Here is a 20204-nt window from a genome sequence, read left to right as displayed (position 1 = left end):
TACATTGATCTCTATTATCACCCTACTAAAATAAAAAGTACCGAAAAGTCATATAGACAATCCCGGCACTCCATATTAACTACTGCCCGCTCTAGACAATTTATAGAACATGATTAATGGTCCTTCGAATACGTTCTGCAGTTCTAACTCACTTTTCTAGGTTCCGTAAACCAAGGTTCCTGTAAACCAAAATTTTAATAATGCTTTTGTATTATATCCGATTTGTTCCTTCTTCATTGACATCTTCTGCTGGTTTGGTAACTTCTTCAGATGCATCAACTACACTGCCTTCCGTCACATCAAGCTGAAACATATGGATAAAATCATCCATCACCATTTCAATTGCCTTCAGTTCTCCGCTGATTACTTGTTTAATCGATTCCAATTGCGGATCTTCTAACTGACGCTGTAAAGTCGAACGATTTACTTGGAGTTTCTCTAAAAAAGCAATCGCTCTTCCGCGCCGAAATGTTTGGACCTTTTTATGGTGAGACCCATTAAAATCTCTATTTCCCTCTTTATCAAATGCCTTCTGGCCTCGCTGACCTCGATGTTCATGATCTCTACGTCCCTGTCTACCTTCATGTCCTTGTCTTTCACGCATGAGCAGTTTCCTCCCTTTTCTTATCGTATACATTTGTATACGTTATGTTATTGTATACAAATGTATACGATGAGTTCTATGCATGTCAAGATAAACTTCTTTAAACTTGGTTAGAGATTTTTTGCATCGATCTACATTCCCACTACATTGAAATTTACCCATGCTTCTATGTTTTGTCCTTAGGTATATATAAGCTGAAATCTTCTGGTTAAGAACATATGTTCTATGTCCTATAAAACAGCACTTTTTCTTCTCTGGTGGTCTAATTCTTCTATTCATACGCACTCTTTTGGATATGTAAAAATAAGAAATCTTCTGTTTTTAAGCTCTTTTATCTATAGTTTTTGATACTAATCTCACTTTAGAACATATGTTCGGTACTCGTAAAAACCGCACTTTTGATCATTTTCAGCTCTTTTCTTGTCTGAATTTAACTTTAATCCCCTTTTAAAGGTTATATAAGGTAATTATAGCGTCCTTCTCCCTTACGATTACGCATTATAGATATGAAGCACTCTTCATGGTGCTGTTGTCAGCAGCGTTCTTGTATCGCCACGCTATTAAACGCCCACTGATAACGTCTATTTAGATTCAAAAGGTTTGATTATAGTTTGATTATAATGAGTGCAGAACGTATGTTTGCATCGGCAAACTCGTTTCGTGCTATTCCCTTAACATATCACCCAAATGCGAGTACTCTTGCACATCACAAAAAAGCAAAGCCACCTGGGAGTTAGACAGAGTAGCTTTGCTATGTTTTTTTTAAAACTTTATTATGCTTATTTTTTAACTTTATCCTCATGTCTTTAATCTCATATCCTAAACTTCATGTCTTAAACTATCCTTTCACAGCCCCAAGCGCTACGCTGCCTATAATTTGCTTTGAGAAGATAGAGAATACAATGATAATAGGTACAATCGAGATGGCCACACCTAAATATAGTAATCCATAGTCCATTCCATAATATCCTTGCACGAGTGCAACAAGTACAGGGAGCGGGTATTTATCTAGGGAGAAAAGAAGAACGAGCGGTGTGAGAAAGTTATTCCATGATCCAATAAACGTGAAGATCCCTAGTGCCGCAATAGCAGGCCCAAGAATCGGTAACACAATCTGATTAAATGTCCGAAACTCCCCTGCGCTGTCTACACGAGCAGATTCAATAATTTCATCGGGTATACTGCCTTCAATAAATTGTTTGATAAAAAATACATTAAACGCATTCGCCGCTGCAGGTAAGATAATGGCTAAATAGCTGTCTAGAAGCCCAAGTGTACTAAACAAGCGATACATTCCGATGAGAGCAAGCTGCCCTGGAACCATCATCGTAGCAAGCAGGAATAAGAACAGTCCGGTACGTCCTTTAAACTTATACTTTGCAAAACCATATGCGGTAAGCGCCCCTATATATAAGGAAAGTACAGTAGAAGTTCCCGCAATGAAAAAGCTGTTAGCGAATCCTTTCCAAATATTTATTTTAGAAGCCATGTTTAGATAATTATCGACAAGAAACTGTCCAGGAAGGAAAGTAAAGGTTGATGCGATTGTTGCATTGTTATGAGTGGAATAGATGAGCATTAAATAAAAAGGGATGATACAGATGATCGCGAGGCTCACTAAAATGAAATACACAAGTATTTTCCCTATAGTCATACTCTTCATGTTGGTTTGCTTCTGGACAGCGATAGGCTGATCTGCCATTTTTGCCGATTGCATATGATTTCCCTCCTCCCTATGAACTGCTCTTCCGCTTGGTCATCATAAAGGATACGGCTGATAACAGAATGATGATGACGAATAAACAAAAGGCTACGGCTGCTCCGTAACCAAAACGAGTGCTTTGGAATGCGACGTTATAGAGATACATGATACTTGTCATCGCTGCACGATCCGGGCCGCCTGAGCCATTCGTGAGTGTAAACGGCTGGTCAAAAATTTGGATACCTCCAATGATGGACGTAATAATCTGAAAAAGAATGATCGGACGAAGCATCGGCACGATGATATGAAAGAATATATGTTTTTTCTCAGCCCCATCAATTTGCGCAGCTTCTTGCAGCGAAGGATCGATCCCTTGCAGTCCGGCAAGATAGATGACCATCGAGTACCCAAAATATTGAAAGAATAGAATGGAAGAAACGATAAGGCGCATAAACCAAGGGTCATCCTTCCAATTGATTGGATCATCGATGAGTCCCACTTGAACTAGAAAGTGATTCAGCCCCCCAGACTGCCAATCAAAGATTAGACTTACTAGCAGACCCAGCGATGCAGCTGTAACAATGTTCGGGAAGAAATAAACGGCTCGGAAGATGTCTCGCCCTTTGAGTAGCTTGTCGTTCAGAATAAAGGCAAGCACAAGAGAAACGGTAAGCTGCGGAACAACGGAGACTCCCCAGATAAAGAGCGTGTTAAAGAGTGTTTTATAAAACAGCGGATCTTGTAGAACAGCTATATAGTTACCCAGTCCGACAAACTCGGGGGAAGTGATTCCGTCCCAATTCGTAAAACTAAGATATAGAGAGTAGAGAATAGGATAGAGGCCAAACATGAGGAAAATAAGAAAGAATGGTGCAATGAAATAGTAACCATAGTGGTCTTTGCGGATCGACTTAGCAAACATAAATGGTACCCCCCGTCATCCGAAATGGTTAGCCCTTATCTCAAATCTAATCAACTTCAAGTTCCGGAAATCGTAACTTCACATCCCTTTTTATTCTCTTCACTGCTTCTTCTTTGGTCTGAATGTCGTTATTCAGATACAACGGAAGTACAATTTTAAAAATATCCGCGTTAATGGTCCTATCGTATTTGGTTCGTTCATACACAGGCACCTGTTTCGCTGCCTCTGAGAAGAATTCAAAATGTTTCTGTCCTCCTAAATAATCAGAAGTAACCGTTTTTGCCAGTTCATCATTTACAACCATATTACTAGTAAAATAATCTTGTTCTTTTGCGAGTTCAGATAAAAAATCACGATCAAAGTTATAGAACTCAATAAACTTCCAGGCAAGATCCTTTTTATCACTTTTGCTATACATCGCAATGTACGTACCGCCTGAACTAAAAGCAGATGGACCCTGCGCGAGACCCCATAGTCCCTTTGTATCCGGTGCATTCGCCTTAAATGTATACTGCAGTGCCCAGGTGGCTCCTGGATAGAACATAACCTGACCTTTTTGCATCGATGCAGCGTAGCCGGCACTTCCATCGTCATACTCCCCCAGCACACGGCGCTGACGAGCTTCACGCACAAGATCCAGAACCTTCATATAGGTATCATCGATGACGAATTTCCCATCCTTCACCCAGGGAATACCATCATATGAATTCGATATCGCATTCCAGTTTGCCAGCGCATGCACCTTATTGCCGCTTTCCTGCTGCACCCGCTCTCCGATCTTAAAAATGTCCTCCCAGGTGCTGATCATCTGGCTGACTTTTTCAGGGTCATCTGTCCCTAAATATTGTTTGGCCAAATCTCTGCGGTAATAGATCCCCCCTGGTGTACCTTGATAACCAATCGCCCTGACGTTTCCTTCGCTATCCTTTTCATTAGACTGAACAAAAGGGTATTGCTCCTTAATAAGCTCATTTGCGTCATATGGTGCTGAGGATAAATTTTCTAAATAAGGCACATCAATCAATTCTCTTATATTTGCATTCTCGATCATAAAGACATCGGGTGCTTTGGATGCGGTCTGCAGTGCCGATTTCAATTTCGTAATATAGAAAGTCCCGGGGATATTAACGAAGTTCACTTTAATGTCTGGATACTTTTCTTCAAATTTCTCAATCGCATAACCCGCTTCATCGGTAAAGCTCCAAATGGTAATCTCCTCTTGTTTAGAATGGGTCACTCCTGTGGCCCTGCATCCAGATAACATCATTGCCGCAGTGAGAATAGCAATAACCGAGATATATTTTCGATTAAGCCTCTTCTTCATTTGCCCCCTCCTTCCTTAAAGTAAACGCTTACAATTTATTAGAGTATAGTGATTTTACGAAGGTCTTTCTCTTCAGATATTGCGAATTATCCTTCATATGTTGTGATCTTTGTACGATGCTTTTTTCGAAATTCGGTGGGAGTGCAGTGGTTATATTTTTTAAACAGCCGATTGTAGGAGTTGATATTGTTAAATCCATGCCTTATGGAGATATCGAGAATAGAGTCTTCACTGAAAAGTAAGGCCCATTCTGATTTGATAATGCGAAAATGATTCAAATACTCCATTAAAGTGACTCCCTTAAGCTCTTTAAACAAGGTACATACATAAAACTTACTGAATTTGATATGTTCCGCCACCTGGTCAAGCTTAATATTTTCTGCATAATGCTCTTCTAGGTACTCACAGATCGATTCGATGAATTCAAACTTCTTTGCAGGTGAACACACTCGCCCTGGGTGAAAAGGTTGAATAGCCAGTGTTTTTATGCGCACTAAATGAACAATAAGATCATAAAGCCTGGCAATCATGGACAAGCGGTATCCCGGCAGCTGTTTGTTGCTTTCATCGGATAAGGTATCTACATAGGAGCTCAGATTATTTTCACAACAGAGGGTTGAAGGTATGAAAGTAGTCTCATGAAAAAGTTCGACCATTTCCTTTGTATCTTCTGTGACGGCAAAACTTCCCGTGATCAGTTCTAGACGAAATAAAAGAATGGTAAGCTGATCTGTACCCGGCAAGAAACAGTGTACATCCCCCGGTTTAATCATCAGGATATCCCCCTGCTCAAGTTCATAAAGACGGTTATATACTCTAATCTTCGCATGTTTCCCCCTCACGACGACCATTTCAACTTCTTCATGCCAGTGAGAAGCAAAATTAAACTGCCTGCTCGTATGAATCACGCGTATAGGAAATCCTTCCGTCATATGACCTGTCTCAAGAAAAGTAGGTTCTCCCATTCTGATCCACCCTCTCCTGTTTTCGCTTGTTATGATAGTCATCACATCATTATATTATGCAAAAGTTATCCTTCTCCCTCTAACATCCGTCATAAAAAATAAACGAATCATTCCATAGATTCTTTGAATTGGACAAGATAAAGGGATCACACCCCCATATATGCATTTTTACATTCGTTTAATGTTTTAGATGATACTTAACATAATACGCTATAACTCAAGCCTTAGAATTAACAAACGGTTGTTATGCTTGTCATGTCGGATTTGACATATACATCATACAGAGGAGTGTACTTCATGTTTAACATGTTTAAAAAGGGAACGGCATTTATGTTATCGTTTATTCTGGTACTTAGCTTGGTCACTATTCCTTCAGCCTTGCCGGCTAGCGCAGAATCTTTGGAACAAGCAGGTTCATTACAAAATGAGCACATCAGCAAAGTAACAACCACCTTTTATGGAGATACAACAAGTTCAAAGGGGTTTACCTGGTATACTTCTAAACAACTTACGGACAGTACCGTTCAGGTGATCAAGAAAACAGGGGCAGAGCCTGATTTTGACAAAGCTCTCACTTTTACAGGCACCTCTACGGAATCCACCAACTCACAAGAAGAGCTTGTACATAAAGCGGAGGCTTCAAAACTTGAAGCAAATACGAAGTATTACTACCGGGTAGGTGACAAGAAACAAGGAATATGGAGTAAAACGGGTATTTTCCAAACCGCTCCTCAAAGCGGTGCATTTACTTTTATTGATATCGCGGATACGCAAGCCAAAACAGAAGAAGAAGCCATTTTATCAGCGGAGACTCTTGAAAAAGCACTTCAAACCGTTACTGACGCTCAGTTTGTCGTTCACAACGGTGATATAGTAGACAAAGGAACAAAAGAAGAACAGTGGGACTGGCTCTTAGGTCATTCTCAAGATAGCTTGCTGCAGACAACGATTGTTCCTTCTGCGGGGAATCATGAAGACGAGAACTATGCTTTTTATGAACACTTCCATATTAACGAACCTGACGGCTCTGCTACAGAAACAGGAGCATATTACTCTTTTGATTACAGTAATGCGCATTTTATCGTGCTGAACTCAAATGAAGATTCGGCCGAATATGCTAATTTTTCTAAAGAACAAGTGGAATGGTTAAAGAAGGACGCAGCTGCTGCGAAGAAAGCGGGAGCGAGGTGGATTATTGTGAATATCCATAAAGGCCCTTATACTACCTCTAACCATGCAACGGATGAGGATATTATGGGCGCTAATGGCGTACGTAACCAAATCGCTCCGCTCATGGCAGAGCTTGATATTGATTTTGTTATGCAAGGGCATGATCATATCTATGCACGTACGAAACCGATCACTTCGGAAGGAAAAGCAACCTCTCCTGAGAAAATAACAGAAACCTTAAATGGCGAAACGATTGAATACAGTGTGAATCCAGACGGCAGCATCTACATGATTCCAGCGACAGCGGGACCGAAGGTCTATTATAAAAATAAAAGCGAAGAACTCGGAGACAGCTACTATCGTCTGTTTGAAAAGGCTGAAGAACATCATGCGGCGATATACGGACCCGATCCAGATAAAAATGACAGACCAAAACGCAGCCAAGTACAGAATTTTGTCGGTATAAAGGTTGATGGAGATAAGCTTACTGCAGTCACCTATGAAATCGACCAAAATAAAAATGAAGCGAAGCCTTTCATTGTAGATCAATTCGGAATCATCAAGAATGACTCGGCCGCAAGCACCAAGCCAGTCGTTTCTTTAAAAGACATTTCTGGTCACTGGGCAGAGAGTGCCATTCAGTCTGGTGTCACTGTAGGATATATAAAAGGCTATCAAGATGAGACGTTTAAACCAAATGCGCACATCAATCGTGCTGAATTTATTACGATGCTAGGCCGCGCTCTACAAATGAAGGAAACAACAAGTTCACTTTCCTTTACGGATGCGAAGCAAATACCTTCTTGGGCATCCCCCTATATCTCTCAAGCTGTAGAAGCAGGGATTGTAGACGGGTATACAGACGGTACATTTAGAGCAAGTAAACAACTGAATCGTTCAGAAATAACGACATGGATGGTTCGTGCAGCAGGGCTGACGGTAAATAACAATGCCTCCCTCTCCTTCACAGATAAAGATTCTGTTCCCGCATGGGCAGTTCCGTATGTTGCAGCAGGTGTTAAAGCAGGACTTATAAGCGGTGTGGGACAAAATCGCTTTGCTCCTAAGCAATTAACCACCCGCGCAGAAGCTGCCGTGTTTATTGCGAAGCTGTTAAAGGTAATGAATTAACGTTATTGTGATAATGAGTAATCTTTTATTACTAGGCAAAATTTAAAATAAAGCCTCTTTCTCAAGTATGTTTCGAGAAAGAGGCTTTATTTTATTTCTGCAGATCTTTTATTATGAATCTCTCAGCCGAACAGGCTTTACGTGCCCTTTATACAGACTTTCACCTGCTCCTGCGCGTAACAAAGACATAAGCTCACGTGTAAGCTTATGTCTTCTTTGTCTATACCTTATTACCTTGGTTTGCTTCGAATCATCAATTCTATCTTACTGACTGATCATTAAGGAGCACTTGCGTTTACAACGCTTCGCCTAATTTGTTCCCTCCGCTATATCTGTATCTTTTTGCAGCGTCTCATCTGTTGTAGCTACACAAAAGGCTCCTTCATCATAAGAAATAGCTCCTTCAATGACAACGGTAACGGCAGCCCCTCTTGGCGCAGCACCAGGCAAGCGGAAATCTGCAACACTGATCGGGGCGATCTCCGTCTGAACTGGAATTTCAAGCTGTGGTACCCATTCATAAGGGACTCGGTAAGCACGGTATACCATGTTAGCATTGCGTTTATTTTTATAAGGAGAAATATATTCCCATACCAGTTCATGATCTCTTGTTACCTCAAATATTCGCCCATCTGCTCCCTCTGTAATCAGCGTATTTCCATTTGGCAAACGCTGTGCAGAGCTGATATAAGGACTATAGAATCGGTACGAATCCAGCGGAGCAACAAATCCTGCTTCTGTAGGCGTGTATTGCCATTCGATCTCAAGAGTAACACGATTAATCTCAAGGACGCGTGAGTAATCACGGCGAGCTACTTTTAGCCCATCAGCGGATACTTTGCCAGGCCGGCCATAACCACCCCAGCCCCCATTATCAAAGATAAGGATATTTCCTTCTCCAGGAAGACCTTTGGGTACAAGATGAGCATGATGTTGACCGATAATCCAGCCAATATGCTTCGTTTCTGCTGTATCATAGTTTGGACCGAGCTGCCAGACGATTTTTCCAGATGTTTTATCAATAATGGCAATAATATTCGACTCTCTAGCATCCCATATGATGTTATCTGGATGAAAACGCTGGTCACCCGCATCATAATGTTTGTTAGGTCCAAGAACCGAGACGGAGTTAATATGCATCCAGTCCCCCGCATGTTCACCAAATCCCCGAGTGTTGGGATCTTTATAAATCGCTTGTTTTGCTTCCTCATCAAATCCAAGTTCATCGAAATGATCACTAACAGACCATTCCCACACGATATTACCTTCATAATCAACTTCAATAATGGTATCATCCAGCAGTTCGATATCCGATATTTCAGGGCGGTTCACATTTTTATGGGCCAAAATGAGGGTGTTACCCGAGTCAATCTTCGGCTCCTGATTAGGAGCATAGTATCCTACAGAACTTCCTTCACGCTGATAATCATGATGCTGACGAGCCATCCATTCCCCGCTGTGTCTAGGATCTTCAATCCACTCATAATGGTCGAATTTCCATACTACATTACCGTCCCAATCCACTTGTACCAAATTGGCTTCATCCTGAAATCCATACTTTGGATCTCGCTCTGCCGTACTTCCCAGAACATAACCTCCCGGGAACAGTTTATTCGGGAAACCCCTAAGCCCTTTCCATAAGCGCACTTCTCTCCCATTCATATCAATGAGCAAAGCACCCGTATCTGCAGCTTGGAAGATCGTGTAACCACTCCATGCTTTATTAGGTAAATAAACGGTGGTTCCTGTCGGATAAATTGTGGGGTGTCCCATGTATCTATCTCCTCTCGGTCCTATGTATCAGCATATTTAAGCTTTGCAGATATACAAAAAAAGGCTCTAGGCTTCTCTAATCATAAGAAAAGAGAAACGTAGAGCCTTTGGTTGTCCAATCGGCTTCGCTATTGAGAATAGATTAAACCAATTATTCCCAGTAGTCAAGTATGTTTTTGGAAATGTCCACCATGTTATCTTCCCAATTATCTTAATAGGTTACTTTTCGCAAGATCAATGATTTTGTTACCTTCACCATTCAGTAATGCTTTAGCAGCCCATATGGTGAAACCTTGCGCTTGCTCAAAACTAATCTTCGGCGGCATAGACAGTTCTTGGCGATTCACTGCCACATCTACAATAACAGGACCGTTATGCATAAACGCTCGTTCTAAAGCCGCGGGAAGATCTTCTGGTTTATCGACCCTGATCCCTTCAATTCCAAGACCATTTGCTACAGCTGCAAAGTTTGGATTAGATAGATTTGTCCCCGTCTCTAAATATCCCGCTGCTTTCATCTCGAGTTCCACAAAACCAAGCGCATCATTGTTATACACAATCACTTTGATAGGAAGCTGATGCTGTTTTAGCGTGAGTAAATCCCCAAGCAGCATCGAAAGCCCGCCATCCCCTGAGAGTGAAATCACTTGGCGGCCCGGAGCGGCTACCTGTGCACCGATCGCTTGCGGCAAGGCATTTGCCATCGTTCCATGAATAAATGAACCTAATAGACGACGCTCACCGTGCAGCTCTAAATAACGAGCAGCCCAAACGGTAGGTGTTCCGACATCACAAGTGAATATGGCATCATCAGAAGCCATTTCATTGATTAGTCGAGTTACATACTGAGGATGGATCGGCGTATGTCCCGGTTTAAACTCAGCATATCCGTCGAGCTCTTTCCGATCTTTCACATAATGTTCTACAGACTTCTCAAGATGCTTTGTATCTTCTTTTATCGTGAGATAAGGCTTAAGTTTTTGCAGCGTATCTTTTACCGTTCCGCATAATCCGTACGTAAGCGGGGTGCGTCTTCCTAAATGAGATGCCTCGATATCTACTTGGAGTATGGCTGCATTTTCGGGATAAAACTGACGATAAGGGAAGTCTGTGCCAAGCATGAATAGGACATCGCAGTCCATAACTGCTTTGTAACCAGAAGAGTATCCAAGGAGTCCGGTCAGACCGACAAAATATGGATTATTGTCTTCTAGATACTCCTTACCGCGTAAAGCTGTTACCATCGGGGATTTCAAAATACTACAAAGCTCCATGAGCTCTTCACGAGCATCTTTCGCTCCTGCACCGCAAAGTAGAGTTACCTTTTTACCTGCATTTAAATAGCCGGCTAGAGCCATAAGTTCCTCTTCAGAAGGATGGATGACCGGTTTCGTAGAATACAAAATTTGATCGGGTACCTCATCTTCGCCTGCTTCAAGAGCCGCGATATCTCCCGGCAGAATAACCACAGATACTGTAGAATTCGCAACCGCCGTCTGAATCGCCATCGAAATCGTTCGAGGCATTTGTTTCTTTGTCATAATGACTTCGCAGAATTCACTGCACTCCTGGAATATTTGCTCTGGATGAGTCTCCTGAAAATACCCGCTGCCGATCTCATCACTTGGTATATGGGCAGCCAAAGCCAGTACGGGAACACGATTGCGATAACAATCATAGAGTCCATTAATAAGATGGAGATTCCCAGGTCCGCTGCTCCCCGCACATACAGCAATACTTCCTTCTAGTTCCGCATCCGCCCCTGCCGCAAAAGCAGCTACTTCTTCATGCCGTACATGGATCCACTCAATTTTTCCCGATCTTCGAACGGAGTCGAGTACCGCATTCAAAGAATCGCCAACGATTCCATAAATTCGTTTCACTCCTGCATTGATAAGAGAATCTACTACTGCATCAGCAATTGTCTTTTTCATGTATCCTCATCCTTTTCTAGTATATTCTTGAGGCAAACAGGAATCTGAGCCCGATCTTGCATCTGATACTCTTTACCCTTCCAGATCAGAACAGTAACGCTTTTTCATAAAAGGCCCTCATTTTTATATGTAAATACATTCATAATGTTTAGATCAAAACACAATATAATAAAAAAAGAATGCCTCTTGGCATCCTCCTACATTGTCATCCCATTTTCAGCTAATTATTTGTTTTACTCTCCTTTTCAAGGCGGGGCCACAGCGTATAACTTGCACTGATTAATAGATCGATAATAAGGATAGTAGACCAGATCTTAACCGTTTCTCGGAAAGGTTCCGTATTCACCTCATTATTTATCCAGATCATCATACCGTATAGCAGCAAGCAGCCGATCATCCATGACACCAAATGGGCGGCAAAGCCACGGATTTCATCTCTCGCATGTTCTTTTCCATACTTTTTCTGTGGTTTTGGTCCTTTGGCAAACCAATACATAAACCTCTGATCCATCCATTTAATCATGCGGTGTCCGAGCCCAATCGACACTCCAATATATACAGCAGCTAGTGCATGAGCAGTCGTTGCTTGCGCTCCATTTTGAAGACTAATGACCGTAGCAACAAGCAGTGCAAGATCAATGACCGGAGTGCCGAAGAGAAGTATATTCCCGAGTCTTTTCTTCTGTAATACATACCTGCAGCAGAGACCGCCCAGTACAAATATCCAAAATCCAATTTCACAAGCAATAATGAAGGTTAAGATCATATATTCATCCCTTCCATGGTTAGAACGAAATAGATAGGACATACACACATAATGATCTTCCTTAATACGTTAGCAACAAAGGAGGAAGTCATACATGCTCTTGTTTGAGAAGGAAAAACTAAACACATTGTCACTAGGGAAATGGCAGCAAGATGCCTTTCAACTTTTTGAATCGAAAATGACAGATAAGACACATAAGTTTCCTTGTATACCTGCTACGATAGGATTTAAACTGAATCACTTTAGATATGGTTTTCTTAGTGATCCAAGGTCCGATCAGGCAGCGGATGAGCTTGCTGAACTGCTGAGTATGTATGGAAAGCAGTCTCAATCATTTGGTAAGTACACTTCATTAATCGCTTTTTTTGATACTCCACCAGACATACAAAAGAACTACCAAGTCTCTGATTATCGTCAATTGTTCTGGGACGTCCTAAGTAAAGTTAGCAGCAGGGATCATGAAGAATGGCCCTCTCATATCCCAAACGATCCGAACCATCATGTATGGGAATATTGTTATGCGGGCGAACAGTATTTTATGTACTGCGCAACCCCCGCACACGATCACAGACAAAGCCGCTATTTCCCGTATTTTATATATGCGATAACGCCGCGCTGGGTACTTACCGAGTTTAATTCCAATCTTCAAACCGCTGCCCAGATCAAAACAAAAATAAGAGAACGAATCGAAGCTTATGATGAGGTGGGTATTCACCCCGATCTCCAATCTTACGGAAGTCAGGATAACTATGAATGGAAGCAGTATTTTCTAAACGATGATAATACTTCGACGGCAGAGTCCAAGTGTCCTTTTGCTCATCTTCATCTAAAAAAACAAAGCTAGCATATCCTGCAGAGCTAATTCAACAAACGGAACCTACCCCAAGTTGATGTAATTGACGTAAAAAAGACTGCTCAATGAGGTTGAGCAGTCTCAGTCGCAGGTTATTATTTCAAATGAGTTCATCTTTGGAGATAGGAGGCTTCAAATTAACCTCCGTAGAAGCTGCTTCCTTCCCATTAATGAGAAGTACGATTCGGTGAACCCCTGCATAATGCTTGCGGGTTGTTAGATCAGCCCAGCGATGTTTTCTAGATCCGCTGATACGTGTTCCTCCAGCAACCGTTTTATCAGACAATAGAAACTTCTTACGTGAAACTTGTCCGCTAGACTTCACAAAATCGATACCATACTCGATACGCAGCCGCGCAGGATCACCCTCCCTTACCCTTAGGTTATAACTAAGATTCCCGTTCTCTCCGATATGTAAGGCCGCTGGACTCGCCGTAATCTCTGCCTCCGTTACTAATTCTATCCCTTCCACTGATTCAGCATATCCGAAAAGAGCCATCACTTCTGGTTCTGCTTTACGGATTAGTGTTCTGCAGCCGTGTCTTACAATCCAGTCCGTATAGGGATGTTGCCCCATCCATTTACGCGCCGTTTCTATGACGATATTCGGGTGATCTTTGGCTATATCATTTAAGTTATTCGCAACACTCTTACGTACATATAGAGAAGGATCGGCTTTTAATTGTTCTAGAATCGGGAGAATCGGAGCAGGATCTTGTTTGAACAAGGTAAGCGCCTGTCCCCAAGGCAGTCTGGGTCTGCATCCTTCACTAGCTAAACGTCTTACATGGTCAACAGGATGTAAAGACCATTTCATCATTTGTTCCATCATCTTCTCCGGATGGCGGATAATAAATGGCCTTACTGCAAACTCCGCAGAGGACTGCTGAGTAAATTTCTCTAACGCCTGCATGGATAGGTCCCAGTGCTGTTCCTCTTGACCAAAGACCTCCACAAAGTCCGGCATGATGAGGTAGGGGAAACCGGAGCAAGATTCGCTCACGGTACATAAGATTTGGATCGCATCCTCATAACGTTCAGGTAAAAAGGTCCCCATTGCAATCGTAATTGTACGGATTCGTTCTTTTAAAGCTTTTGCCTCATAGCTCTCATCCATCACTTGTTGAAGGAAAGAATCTATTTGAAAAGGAGGATAGGCAGCTGATATCTTTCGACCTAACTGAAGTAAAAAAGCTTCATCATATACATTTTTAAGCGGATCTGCCACGGTAACACGTCCTTAGATGAATGATGTAAAATAGGCAAATGGTCCACTGCGATGCAAGAACATAAAGGATATGGATGACGTTCCTGAATCCACAATAACATATGCTACCCTATTATACGTGAAGAATGCTTTTTATTGAACTGACAGGCTTCCGCATAAAAAAACAGCCCCCCGGATTAAACCGGCGAACTGCTCTTCATCTGAATCAGTGCTGTAAATTATGCATGAAATTGCTGACCATCATATACCGCATCTACGTATTCCGCACGGATCACAAAATCACCAAAATGCTCCCCATCATAACGTTCAACAGCATATCTTGCAATGATCGGCTCAAGAGATTCCAAAATCTCGGTTTCTCCGATGTTTTCCTTATAAAGCTTGTTTAGACGGGATCCGTTATGGGCTCCGCCTAAATACATATTGTATTTGCCAGGACCCTTTCCAATAAACGAAAGTTCTGCGAGCATCGGACGAGCACATCCATTCGGGCAGCCGGTCATCCGAATCACAATTTCTTTATCGCGAAGGCCGTTGCGCTCAAGCATAGGCTCGATTTTATCCATTAAGGAAGGTAAATAACGCTCCGATTCCGCCATAGCGAGTCCGCAGGTAGGAAGCGCAACACAAGCCATTGAGCTTCTGCGAAGAGCAGAATAATGAAGTCCATCTGTGAGCTTGTATTCCTGAATCAATTTTTCAATCTTCTTCTTACTCTTGTTCCCTACATTCCCAATAATCAGGTTTTGATTCGCCGTTAAGCGGAAATCACCTTTGTGGATCTTGGCAATTTCTCGAAGTCCTGTCATAAGCGGATAATCCTCAAGATCTACGATACGGCCATTCTGGATAAACAGCGTAAAGTGCCACTTTCCATTGCTCCCTTGAATCCAGCCGTAACGGTCGCCGTTATGATCAAATTCATAAGGTCTTGCTTCTTCCAGCGAATAACCCAGTCGTGCAGTTAATTCATTCTTCAGCCAGTCGATACCGCGGTCATCAATCGTATATTTAAAACGAGCATGTTTCCGGACCGCACGATCTCCGTAGTCCCGCTGAATGGTTACAATCTTCTCAGCAATATCAACCATTTGTTCCGGCGTGCAGAAACCAATGACCTTCCCAACTTGCGGATACGTCTTCGTATCCCCGTGGGACATTCCCATCCCGCCGCCGACAGAGACATTAAATCCTTTCAGTTTTCCATCTTCTACGATAGCAATCAGACCTAAATCTTGTGAAAATACATCGACATCATTGGATGGAGGTACCGCTATGCCGATCTTAAACTTCCGCGGTAAGTATACAGCTCCATAAATCGGTTCTTGTTCCCATTCGTTGTCACGGCTGTCGATAATTTTCTCTTCATCGAGCCAGATTTCGTGGTAAGCACGCGTTTTGGGATCAAGATGCTCACTTACTTTGCGAGCCCACTCATATACTTCTTCATGTACTTCAGATTGATAAGGGTTCGGATTACACATTACATTCCGGTTTACATCCCCGCACGCTGCCAAGGTACTGAGCAGTGCATCGTTTACTTCACGAATGGTATTCTTTAGATTCCACTTTAGTACACCATGCAGCTGGAAAGACTGACGAGTGGTTAATCGGATCGTGTCATTACCATACTTATGGGAGATACGGTCCATCATCAGCCACTGTTCCGGCGTGACTACTCCGCCTGAGGCGCGAACACGAAGCATGAACTGATATGCCGGTTCAAGCTTTTGTTTAGCACGCTCATTACGCAAGTCACGATCATCCTGCATATAACTTCCGTGGTGCTTCATTAACCGGTTATCATCTTCTGGAATGGATCCGGTGATTGGATCTTGTAAAGTCTGGACAAGACTTCCTCTTAAAAAATCACTGCGGCGTTTAATATCCTCTACATCACTGTGAGGCGCATTCTGAGGTGGATAAAGTTCATTTATAGCCATGCTGGAATCTCCTCTCGTATCTATAAAAGCCGTCGGCTTAATAGACATCACGCTGGTATCGTTTTTGCTGTTGAAGCTCTATCAGATAATCGGTTGCTTGTTCCATCGTCATGCCGCCTTCTTGTACCAGGATAGCAGCAAGTGTGGAATGAACGTCGTGTGCCATCTTTTTCTCATCCCCGCACACATAGATGTATGCACCTTCTTGCAGCCACTCATAAATTTCCCGGCTTCTTTCCTGCATCCGGTGCTGAACATATACTTTCTGATCCGTGTCACGGGAGAAGGCAACATCCATATTGGTAAGGATTCCGTCTGCAAGCCAGCGCTGCCATTCCACTTGATAGAGAAAGTCGGTTGCAAAATGCTGATCTCCATAAAAGAGCCAGTTCTTGCCCTCGCTGCCGCTTTCTTCTCTTTCACCGAGAAATGCTCTAAACGGCGCAACCCCCGTACCAGGTCCAATCATGATGATCGGCGCATCAGGGTTATCAGGAAGCTTAAAGCCATCATTTTGCTGGATAAAAACAGGTAATGTCTCTCCTGGCTGAATCCGTTCTGCCAGCTGTGTGGAGCATACGCCGTACCGATTACGTCCTTTGTGTTCATAGCGAACCGTACGCACCGTCAAATGCACTTCATCTGGATAAGCACTTGGACTGCTTGCTATTGAGTACAGTCTAGCTGGAACTTTACGAAGCACAGACACCAAGTCTTTAGCAGATACGCCTTCGAGTTTATAATCCTGTATAAGATCAAGTAAATCGTGTTCCGAAATATAACTGCGGAGCTGTTGTTCATTGCCTGGTTCAAGCAGTTTTCTAAGTTCAGCATTGGCTGTAATCTTCACAATCTGCTCAAGCAGCGGTTTGGTAAGAACCGTAATTTCATAATGAGATCGAAGAGCTTCTCTTAATGAAACTTCGCCTTTATTTTTGGATAAAGGCACCAGTTCTTCTGCGTTCCATCCCGAAGCTGAGATAATATCTTCAACGAGCTGCGGGTGATTCTGCGGATAAATACCGAGACTGTCGCCTGCCTGATAAGTAAGCCCCGAACCTTCCAGAGATAATTCCAAATGCCTTGTTTCCCGGTCTGAACCCCGTCCGTTCAGATTCAGATTCTCAAGTACTTCCGCATGGAATGGATTGGAACGGCTATACTCAGATTCTGCGGACACTGATGCTGCTGCGCCTACACTGCTGACACTTACTAGATTAGCGGCCGATTTCTCACCAAGAGATTCTAGCACCTGACTCATCCAATCCGCAGCAGGCTCTTCAAAATCAACATCACAATCGATACGCGGTGTCAGACGACTAGCCCCAAGTTCTTCAAGGCGTGTATCAAAGTCTTTACCTGTTTGGCAGAAGAACTCATAAGATGTATCCCCGAGCGCAAGAACGGAATATTTCAACTGTTCAAGCTTCGGTGCACGTTTACTATTCAAAAACTCATGGAATGCAATCGCACTATCCGGCGGTTCCCCTTCTCCATGAGTACTGACTACAATGAGGAGGTTTTGAAGTTTTTTAAGTTGGTTTGTCTTAAAATCACTCATCGAGCTCAGATTCACTTGGAATCCTTGCTCCTCCAGTTTTTTCGTCATTTTTTTAGCCAGGCCGCTGCTGTTACCTGTTTGAGAACCAAATAATACGGTAATGTCCTTACTAACTGCAGCTGCAGGAGCTGAAGTCTCAATGACTGGAGAAACTGAACTGCTTGGTGCATCACTAGAAACAACTTGAGTTCCAGCAGATTGTTTGGCAGTAAAATATCCACTTAGCCAAATGAGTTGTGTTTGTGATAGAGTAGGTAATAAACGATTGAGTAGTTCGGTCTGTTCCTGAGTAAATGGGCTGTTATTCGCCTGAAGTTCCAATAAGATCCACCTCGGATGATTGAATTTAATTCTCAGTAAGTTCATCAGAATTATTTATCTATACTGAAACTACCACAGCTGTTAATACCTGGTCAATTAGAATCATCTTATAGCACTTATTAGTTAAGCTGATAAACCTTATTAGGAACCCCTATTCGTATCCAAAATAAAAAAACTCCCACTAAATCAGGTCCATGACCCGAGTGGAAGTTCTCTTTATATCTCATAGATCGTTCTCATAGTCTTTTAGATCGTTCTCATATTCTTTTAGATCGTTCTCATAGATCGTTCTCTTAGATAGTAAGTTAGTTTTCTTTATTTCCATACATTAGTTCCGTACTTTTGTTATATAATTCTAGAATATTTCCGAATGGATCTTCGCAGTACTGCAGGTAATAAGGTTTACCTTTCCTCGTATTCCACAGCTCACTTGTCTTTTTACCGCCTGCCGCCTCAATCCGGTTAGCCACCGCTTCCATATCGTCTACCAGCAGACAAAGATGAAAGAACCCATCATATTTTCCCTTTGGCATCTGTGTTCTTCTTGGTTCTACGAATTCAAACAACTCAAGGCCCACCTGATTCCCGCAAGTTAAATGAGCATTTCGCATTTTTCGTACTTCTTGTCCTTGAAGATCGTTCGTCATGTTATACTCATTCTCGCTTTTTTGATCGAAAGAGTAGGGACCTGCTATTTTTTCAAAACCGAGCACTTCTTCATACCAACGTATCGCTTGATCTAAATCCGGAACGGATAATCCAATATGTGTAATGGCGATCATCTATGCATCCCTCCTTCCTCTTGTTACCCTATTTATAAGAATCATTAATCATAAACATACGATCTTAATAGATTGCCTCCGTGAAAATCATCACTGCATAGCTCTGCGAGAACATGGTTAGTAATATAGGAAGTATATAATGAGAGAATGAAGAATATATGCAAAAAGGAGAGGATTTATCATGTCAAATCAGCTAATGAAAGCGGTAGGTTTGTATCATTATTTACCTATTGAAGATCCAGAGAGTCTCGTGGACATAACCATAGAAAAAAGAGCTCCCTCCGGCCGAGATTTGCTAGTAAAGGTAAAGGCGATCTCTGTAAATCCCGTAGATACAAAGGTCCGAGCACCGAAAGATAAAAAAGAAGAACAGCCCAAAATACTTGGTTATGATGTCGCTGGGATTGTGGAAGAAATAGGTGAATCCTGTACCTTATTTAAACCAGGAGATGAGGTATTCTATGCAGGAACAATCACTCGTCAGGGGGGAAATAGTGAATACCATCTTGTTGATGAGCGAATTGTAGGCCATAAGCCTGCTGCATTATCCTTTGCAGAAGCTGCTGCCCTGCCTTTAACAGGTATAACGGCTTGGGAAGGAATGTTTGATAGAATCGGTATTTCTGAAAATGCGGATGAGAATCAGAATAAAACAATTCTCATTATTAGTGGAGCCGGCGGTGTTGGGTCGATCGCAACGCAGCTTGCTAAATATACGGGGCTTACCGTCATTGCAACGGCTTCGCGCCCAGAATCTATCAATTGGGTTAAGAAACAAGGCGCAGATCATGTGGTAAATCATAGAGAAGATTTAGTCTCTCAAGTTAGAGAACTAGGTTATACCTACGTGGACTACATCTTCTGTCTAAACAGTACGGGAGAGCATTATGAAGCAATGTGTGAACTGATTGCACCCCAAGGGACAATAGGAACCATCGTTGAATCGGATCATCCCCTCGATCTCTCTCCGCTGAAAAGCAAGAGCGCAGGATTTGTATGGGAGTATATGTTTACTCGGGCCATGTATGAGACTGAAGATATGATTAGACAGCATGAAATCCTCAACAAACTAAGTCATCTTGCGGATCAGAAGAAGATCCATACGACATTAACGAAGACGCTCGAACCCATTCATGCAGCGAATCTCAGAAAAGCTCATTCCATCGTCGAACAAGGGAATATGATTGGAAAATTGGTACTCGAACATTTCTAACAAAATAGAGAA

General features: G+C 42.3%; 15 protein-coding genes. 3 read left to right on the top strand and 12 right to left on the bottom strand.

Going from position 1 to position 20204, the window contains the following annotated elements; all coding sequences use genetic code 11:
• Positions 1–211: 211 nt before the first annotated feature.
• From QPK24_RS11900 to QPK24_RS11880, 5 genes are all read right to left on the bottom strand, one after another.
• Positions 212–604, bottom strand: a complete 393-nt coding sequence (locus tag QPK24_RS11900; RefSeq protein ID WP_285748964.1) for a hypothetical protein — start codon at positions 602–604, stop codon at positions 212–214.
• A gap of 838 nt (positions 605–1442) precedes the next feature.
• Complete coding sequence (locus QPK24_RS11895; protein WP_285748962.1) at positions 1443–2321, bottom strand: carbohydrate ABC transporter permease; 879 nt, start codon at positions 2319–2321, stop codon at positions 1443–1445.
• Positions 2322–2337: 16 nt separating this feature from the next.
• Positions 2338–3228, bottom strand: coding sequence for a carbohydrate ABC transporter permease (locus tag QPK24_RS11890; protein WP_285748960.1), 891 nt, complete (start codon positions 3226–3228; stop codon positions 2338–2340).
• 46 nt (positions 3229–3274) lie between these two features.
• Positions 3275–4552, bottom strand: a complete 1278-nt coding sequence (locus tag QPK24_RS11885; protein WP_285748958.1) for an ABC transporter substrate-binding protein — start codon at positions 4550–4552, stop codon at positions 3275–3277.
• A gap of 86 nt (positions 4553–4638) precedes the next feature.
• Entirely contained in the window at positions 4639–5517 is an 879-nt protein-coding gene (locus QPK24_RS11880; protein WP_285748956.1) for an AraC family transcriptional regulator, read from the bottom strand.
• Between the two features lie 297 nt (positions 5518–5814).
• On the opposite strand from QPK24_RS11880, the gene QPK24_RS11875 reads away from it, so the two are divergent.
• A complete protein-coding gene (locus QPK24_RS11875) occupies positions 5815–7818 on the top strand; it encodes an S-layer homology domain-containing protein (protein WP_285748954.1) in 2004 nt (667 codons plus the stop codon).
• 309 nt (positions 7819–8127) lie between these two features.
• On the opposite strand, the gene QPK24_RS11870 is transcribed toward QPK24_RS11875, so the two are convergent.
• The 3 genes from QPK24_RS11870 to QPK24_RS11860 form a co-directional block, all read right to left on the bottom strand.
• On the bottom strand, positions 8128–9591 hold the full coding sequence (locus tag QPK24_RS11870; RefSeq protein ID WP_285748953.1) for an aryl-sulfate sulfotransferase: 1464 nt from the start codon (positions 9589–9591) through the stop codon (positions 8128–8130).
• A 206-nt stretch (positions 9592–9797) separates the two neighbouring features.
• Complete coding sequence (gene poxB, locus QPK24_RS11865) at positions 9798–11525, bottom strand: ubiquinone-dependent pyruvate dehydrogenase (RefSeq protein WP_285748952.1); 1728 nt, start codon at positions 11523–11525, stop codon at positions 9798–9800.
• A 220-nt stretch (positions 11526–11745) separates the two neighbouring features.
• Complete coding sequence (locus QPK24_RS11860; RefSeq protein WP_285748951.1) at positions 11746–12291, bottom strand: hypothetical protein; 546 nt, start codon at positions 12289–12291, stop codon at positions 11746–11748.
• A 94-nt stretch (positions 12292–12385) separates the two neighbouring features.
• Between QPK24_RS11860 and QPK24_RS11855 the strand changes: the two genes are divergently transcribed.
• Positions 12386–13135: a YqcI/YcgG family protein gene (locus tag QPK24_RS11855; RefSeq protein WP_285748950.1), complete on the top strand. Its 750-nt coding sequence runs from the start codon at positions 12386–12388 to the stop codon at positions 13133–13135.
• A 109-nt stretch (positions 13136–13244) separates the two neighbouring features.
• On the opposite strand, the gene QPK24_RS11850 is transcribed toward QPK24_RS11855, so the two are convergent.
• From QPK24_RS11850 to QPK24_RS11835, 4 genes are all read right to left on the bottom strand, one after another.
• Positions 13245–14372, bottom strand: a complete 1128-nt coding sequence (locus QPK24_RS11850) for a DNA alkylation repair protein (RefSeq protein ID WP_285748949.1) — start codon at positions 14370–14372, stop codon at positions 13245–13247.
• Positions 14373–14590: 218 nt separating this feature from the next.
• Positions 14591–16315, bottom strand: coding sequence for an assimilatory sulfite reductase (NADPH) hemoprotein subunit (gene cysI / locus QPK24_RS11845; protein WP_285748948.1), 1725 nt, complete (start codon positions 16313–16315; stop codon positions 14591–14593).
• 37 nt (positions 16316–16352) lie between these two features.
• The gene (locus QPK24_RS11840; RefSeq protein WP_285748947.1) at positions 16353–18197 is read right to left on the bottom strand and encodes an assimilatory sulfite reductase (NADPH) flavoprotein subunit; all 1845 of its coding nucleotides are present in this window, start codon (positions 18195–18197) and stop codon (positions 16353–16355) included.
• A gap of 305 nt (positions 18198–18502) precedes the next feature.
• Positions 18503–18979 carry a VOC family protein gene (locus tag QPK24_RS11835; RefSeq protein WP_285748945.1) on the bottom strand — a complete coding sequence of 159 codons (477 nt, stop codon included), beginning with the start codon at positions 18977–18979 and terminating at the stop codon, positions 18503–18505.
• Positions 18980–19175: 196 nt separating this feature from the next.
• Here QPK24_RS11835 and QPK24_RS11830 point away from each other — a divergent pair, with 196 nt between their 5' ends.
• Positions 19176–20192, top strand: coding sequence for a zinc-binding alcohol dehydrogenase family protein (locus tag QPK24_RS11830; protein ID WP_285749279.1), 1017 nt, complete (start codon positions 19176–19178; stop codon positions 20190–20192).
• Positions 20193–20204: the final 12 nt, after the last annotated feature.

This window comes from Paenibacillus polygoni (assembly GCF_030263935.1).
GTDB classification, from domain to species: domain Bacteria; phylum Bacillota; class Bacilli; order Paenibacillales; family Paenibacillaceae; genus Paenibacillus; species Paenibacillus polygoni.
This window is presented reverse-complemented; position numbering and strand designations above follow the sequence as displayed.

Bases quoted from the DNA above. Each gene is read 5' to 3' on its own strand.
- cysI (WP_285748948.1), bottom strand. From the start codon at position 16,315: ATGGCTATAAATGAACTTTATCCACCTCAGAATGCGCCTCACAGTGAT.
- QPK24_RS11855 (WP_285748950.1), top strand. From the start codon at position 12,386: ATGCTCTTGTTTGAGAAGGAAAAACTAAACACATTGTCACTAGGGAAA.
- QPK24_RS11885 (WP_285748958.1), bottom strand. From the start codon at position 4,552: ATGAAGAAGAGGCTTAATCGAAAATATATCTCGGTTATTGCTATTCTC.
- QPK24_RS11900 (WP_285748964.1), bottom strand. From the start codon at position 604: ATGCGTGAAAGACAAGGACATGAAGGTAGACAGGGACGTAGAGATCAT.
- QPK24_RS11830 (WP_285749279.1), top strand. From the start codon at position 19,176: ATGAAAGCGGTAGGTTTGTATCATTATTTACCTATTGAAGATCCAGAG.
- QPK24_RS11880 (WP_285748956.1), bottom strand. From the start codon at position 5,517: ATGGGAGAACCTACTTTTCTTGAGACAGGTCATATGACGGAAGGATTT.
- QPK24_RS11870 (WP_285748953.1), bottom strand. From the start codon at position 9,591: ATGGGACACCCCACAATTTATCCGACAGGAACCACCGTTTATTTACCT.
- QPK24_RS11875 (WP_285748954.1), top strand. From the start codon at position 5,815: ATGTTTAACATGTTTAAAAAGGGAACGGCATTTATGTTATCGTTTATT.
- QPK24_RS11835 (WP_285748945.1), bottom strand. From the start codon at position 18,979: ATGATCGCCATTACACATATTGGATTATCCGTTCCGGATTTAGATCAA.
- QPK24_RS11860 (WP_285748951.1), bottom strand. From the start codon at position 12,291: ATGATCTTAACCTTCATTATTGCTTGTGAAATTGGATTTTGGATATTT.
- poxB (WP_285748952.1), bottom strand. From the start codon at position 11,525: ATGAAAAAGACAATTGCTGATGCAGTAGTAGATTCTCTTATCAATGCA.
- QPK24_RS11890 (WP_285748960.1), bottom strand. From the start codon at position 3,228: ATGTTTGCTAAGTCGATCCGCAAAGACCACTATGGTTACTATTTCATT.
- QPK24_RS11895 (WP_285748962.1), bottom strand. From the start codon at position 2,321: ATGCAATCGGCAAAAATGGCAGATCAGCCTATCGCTGTCCAGAAGCAA.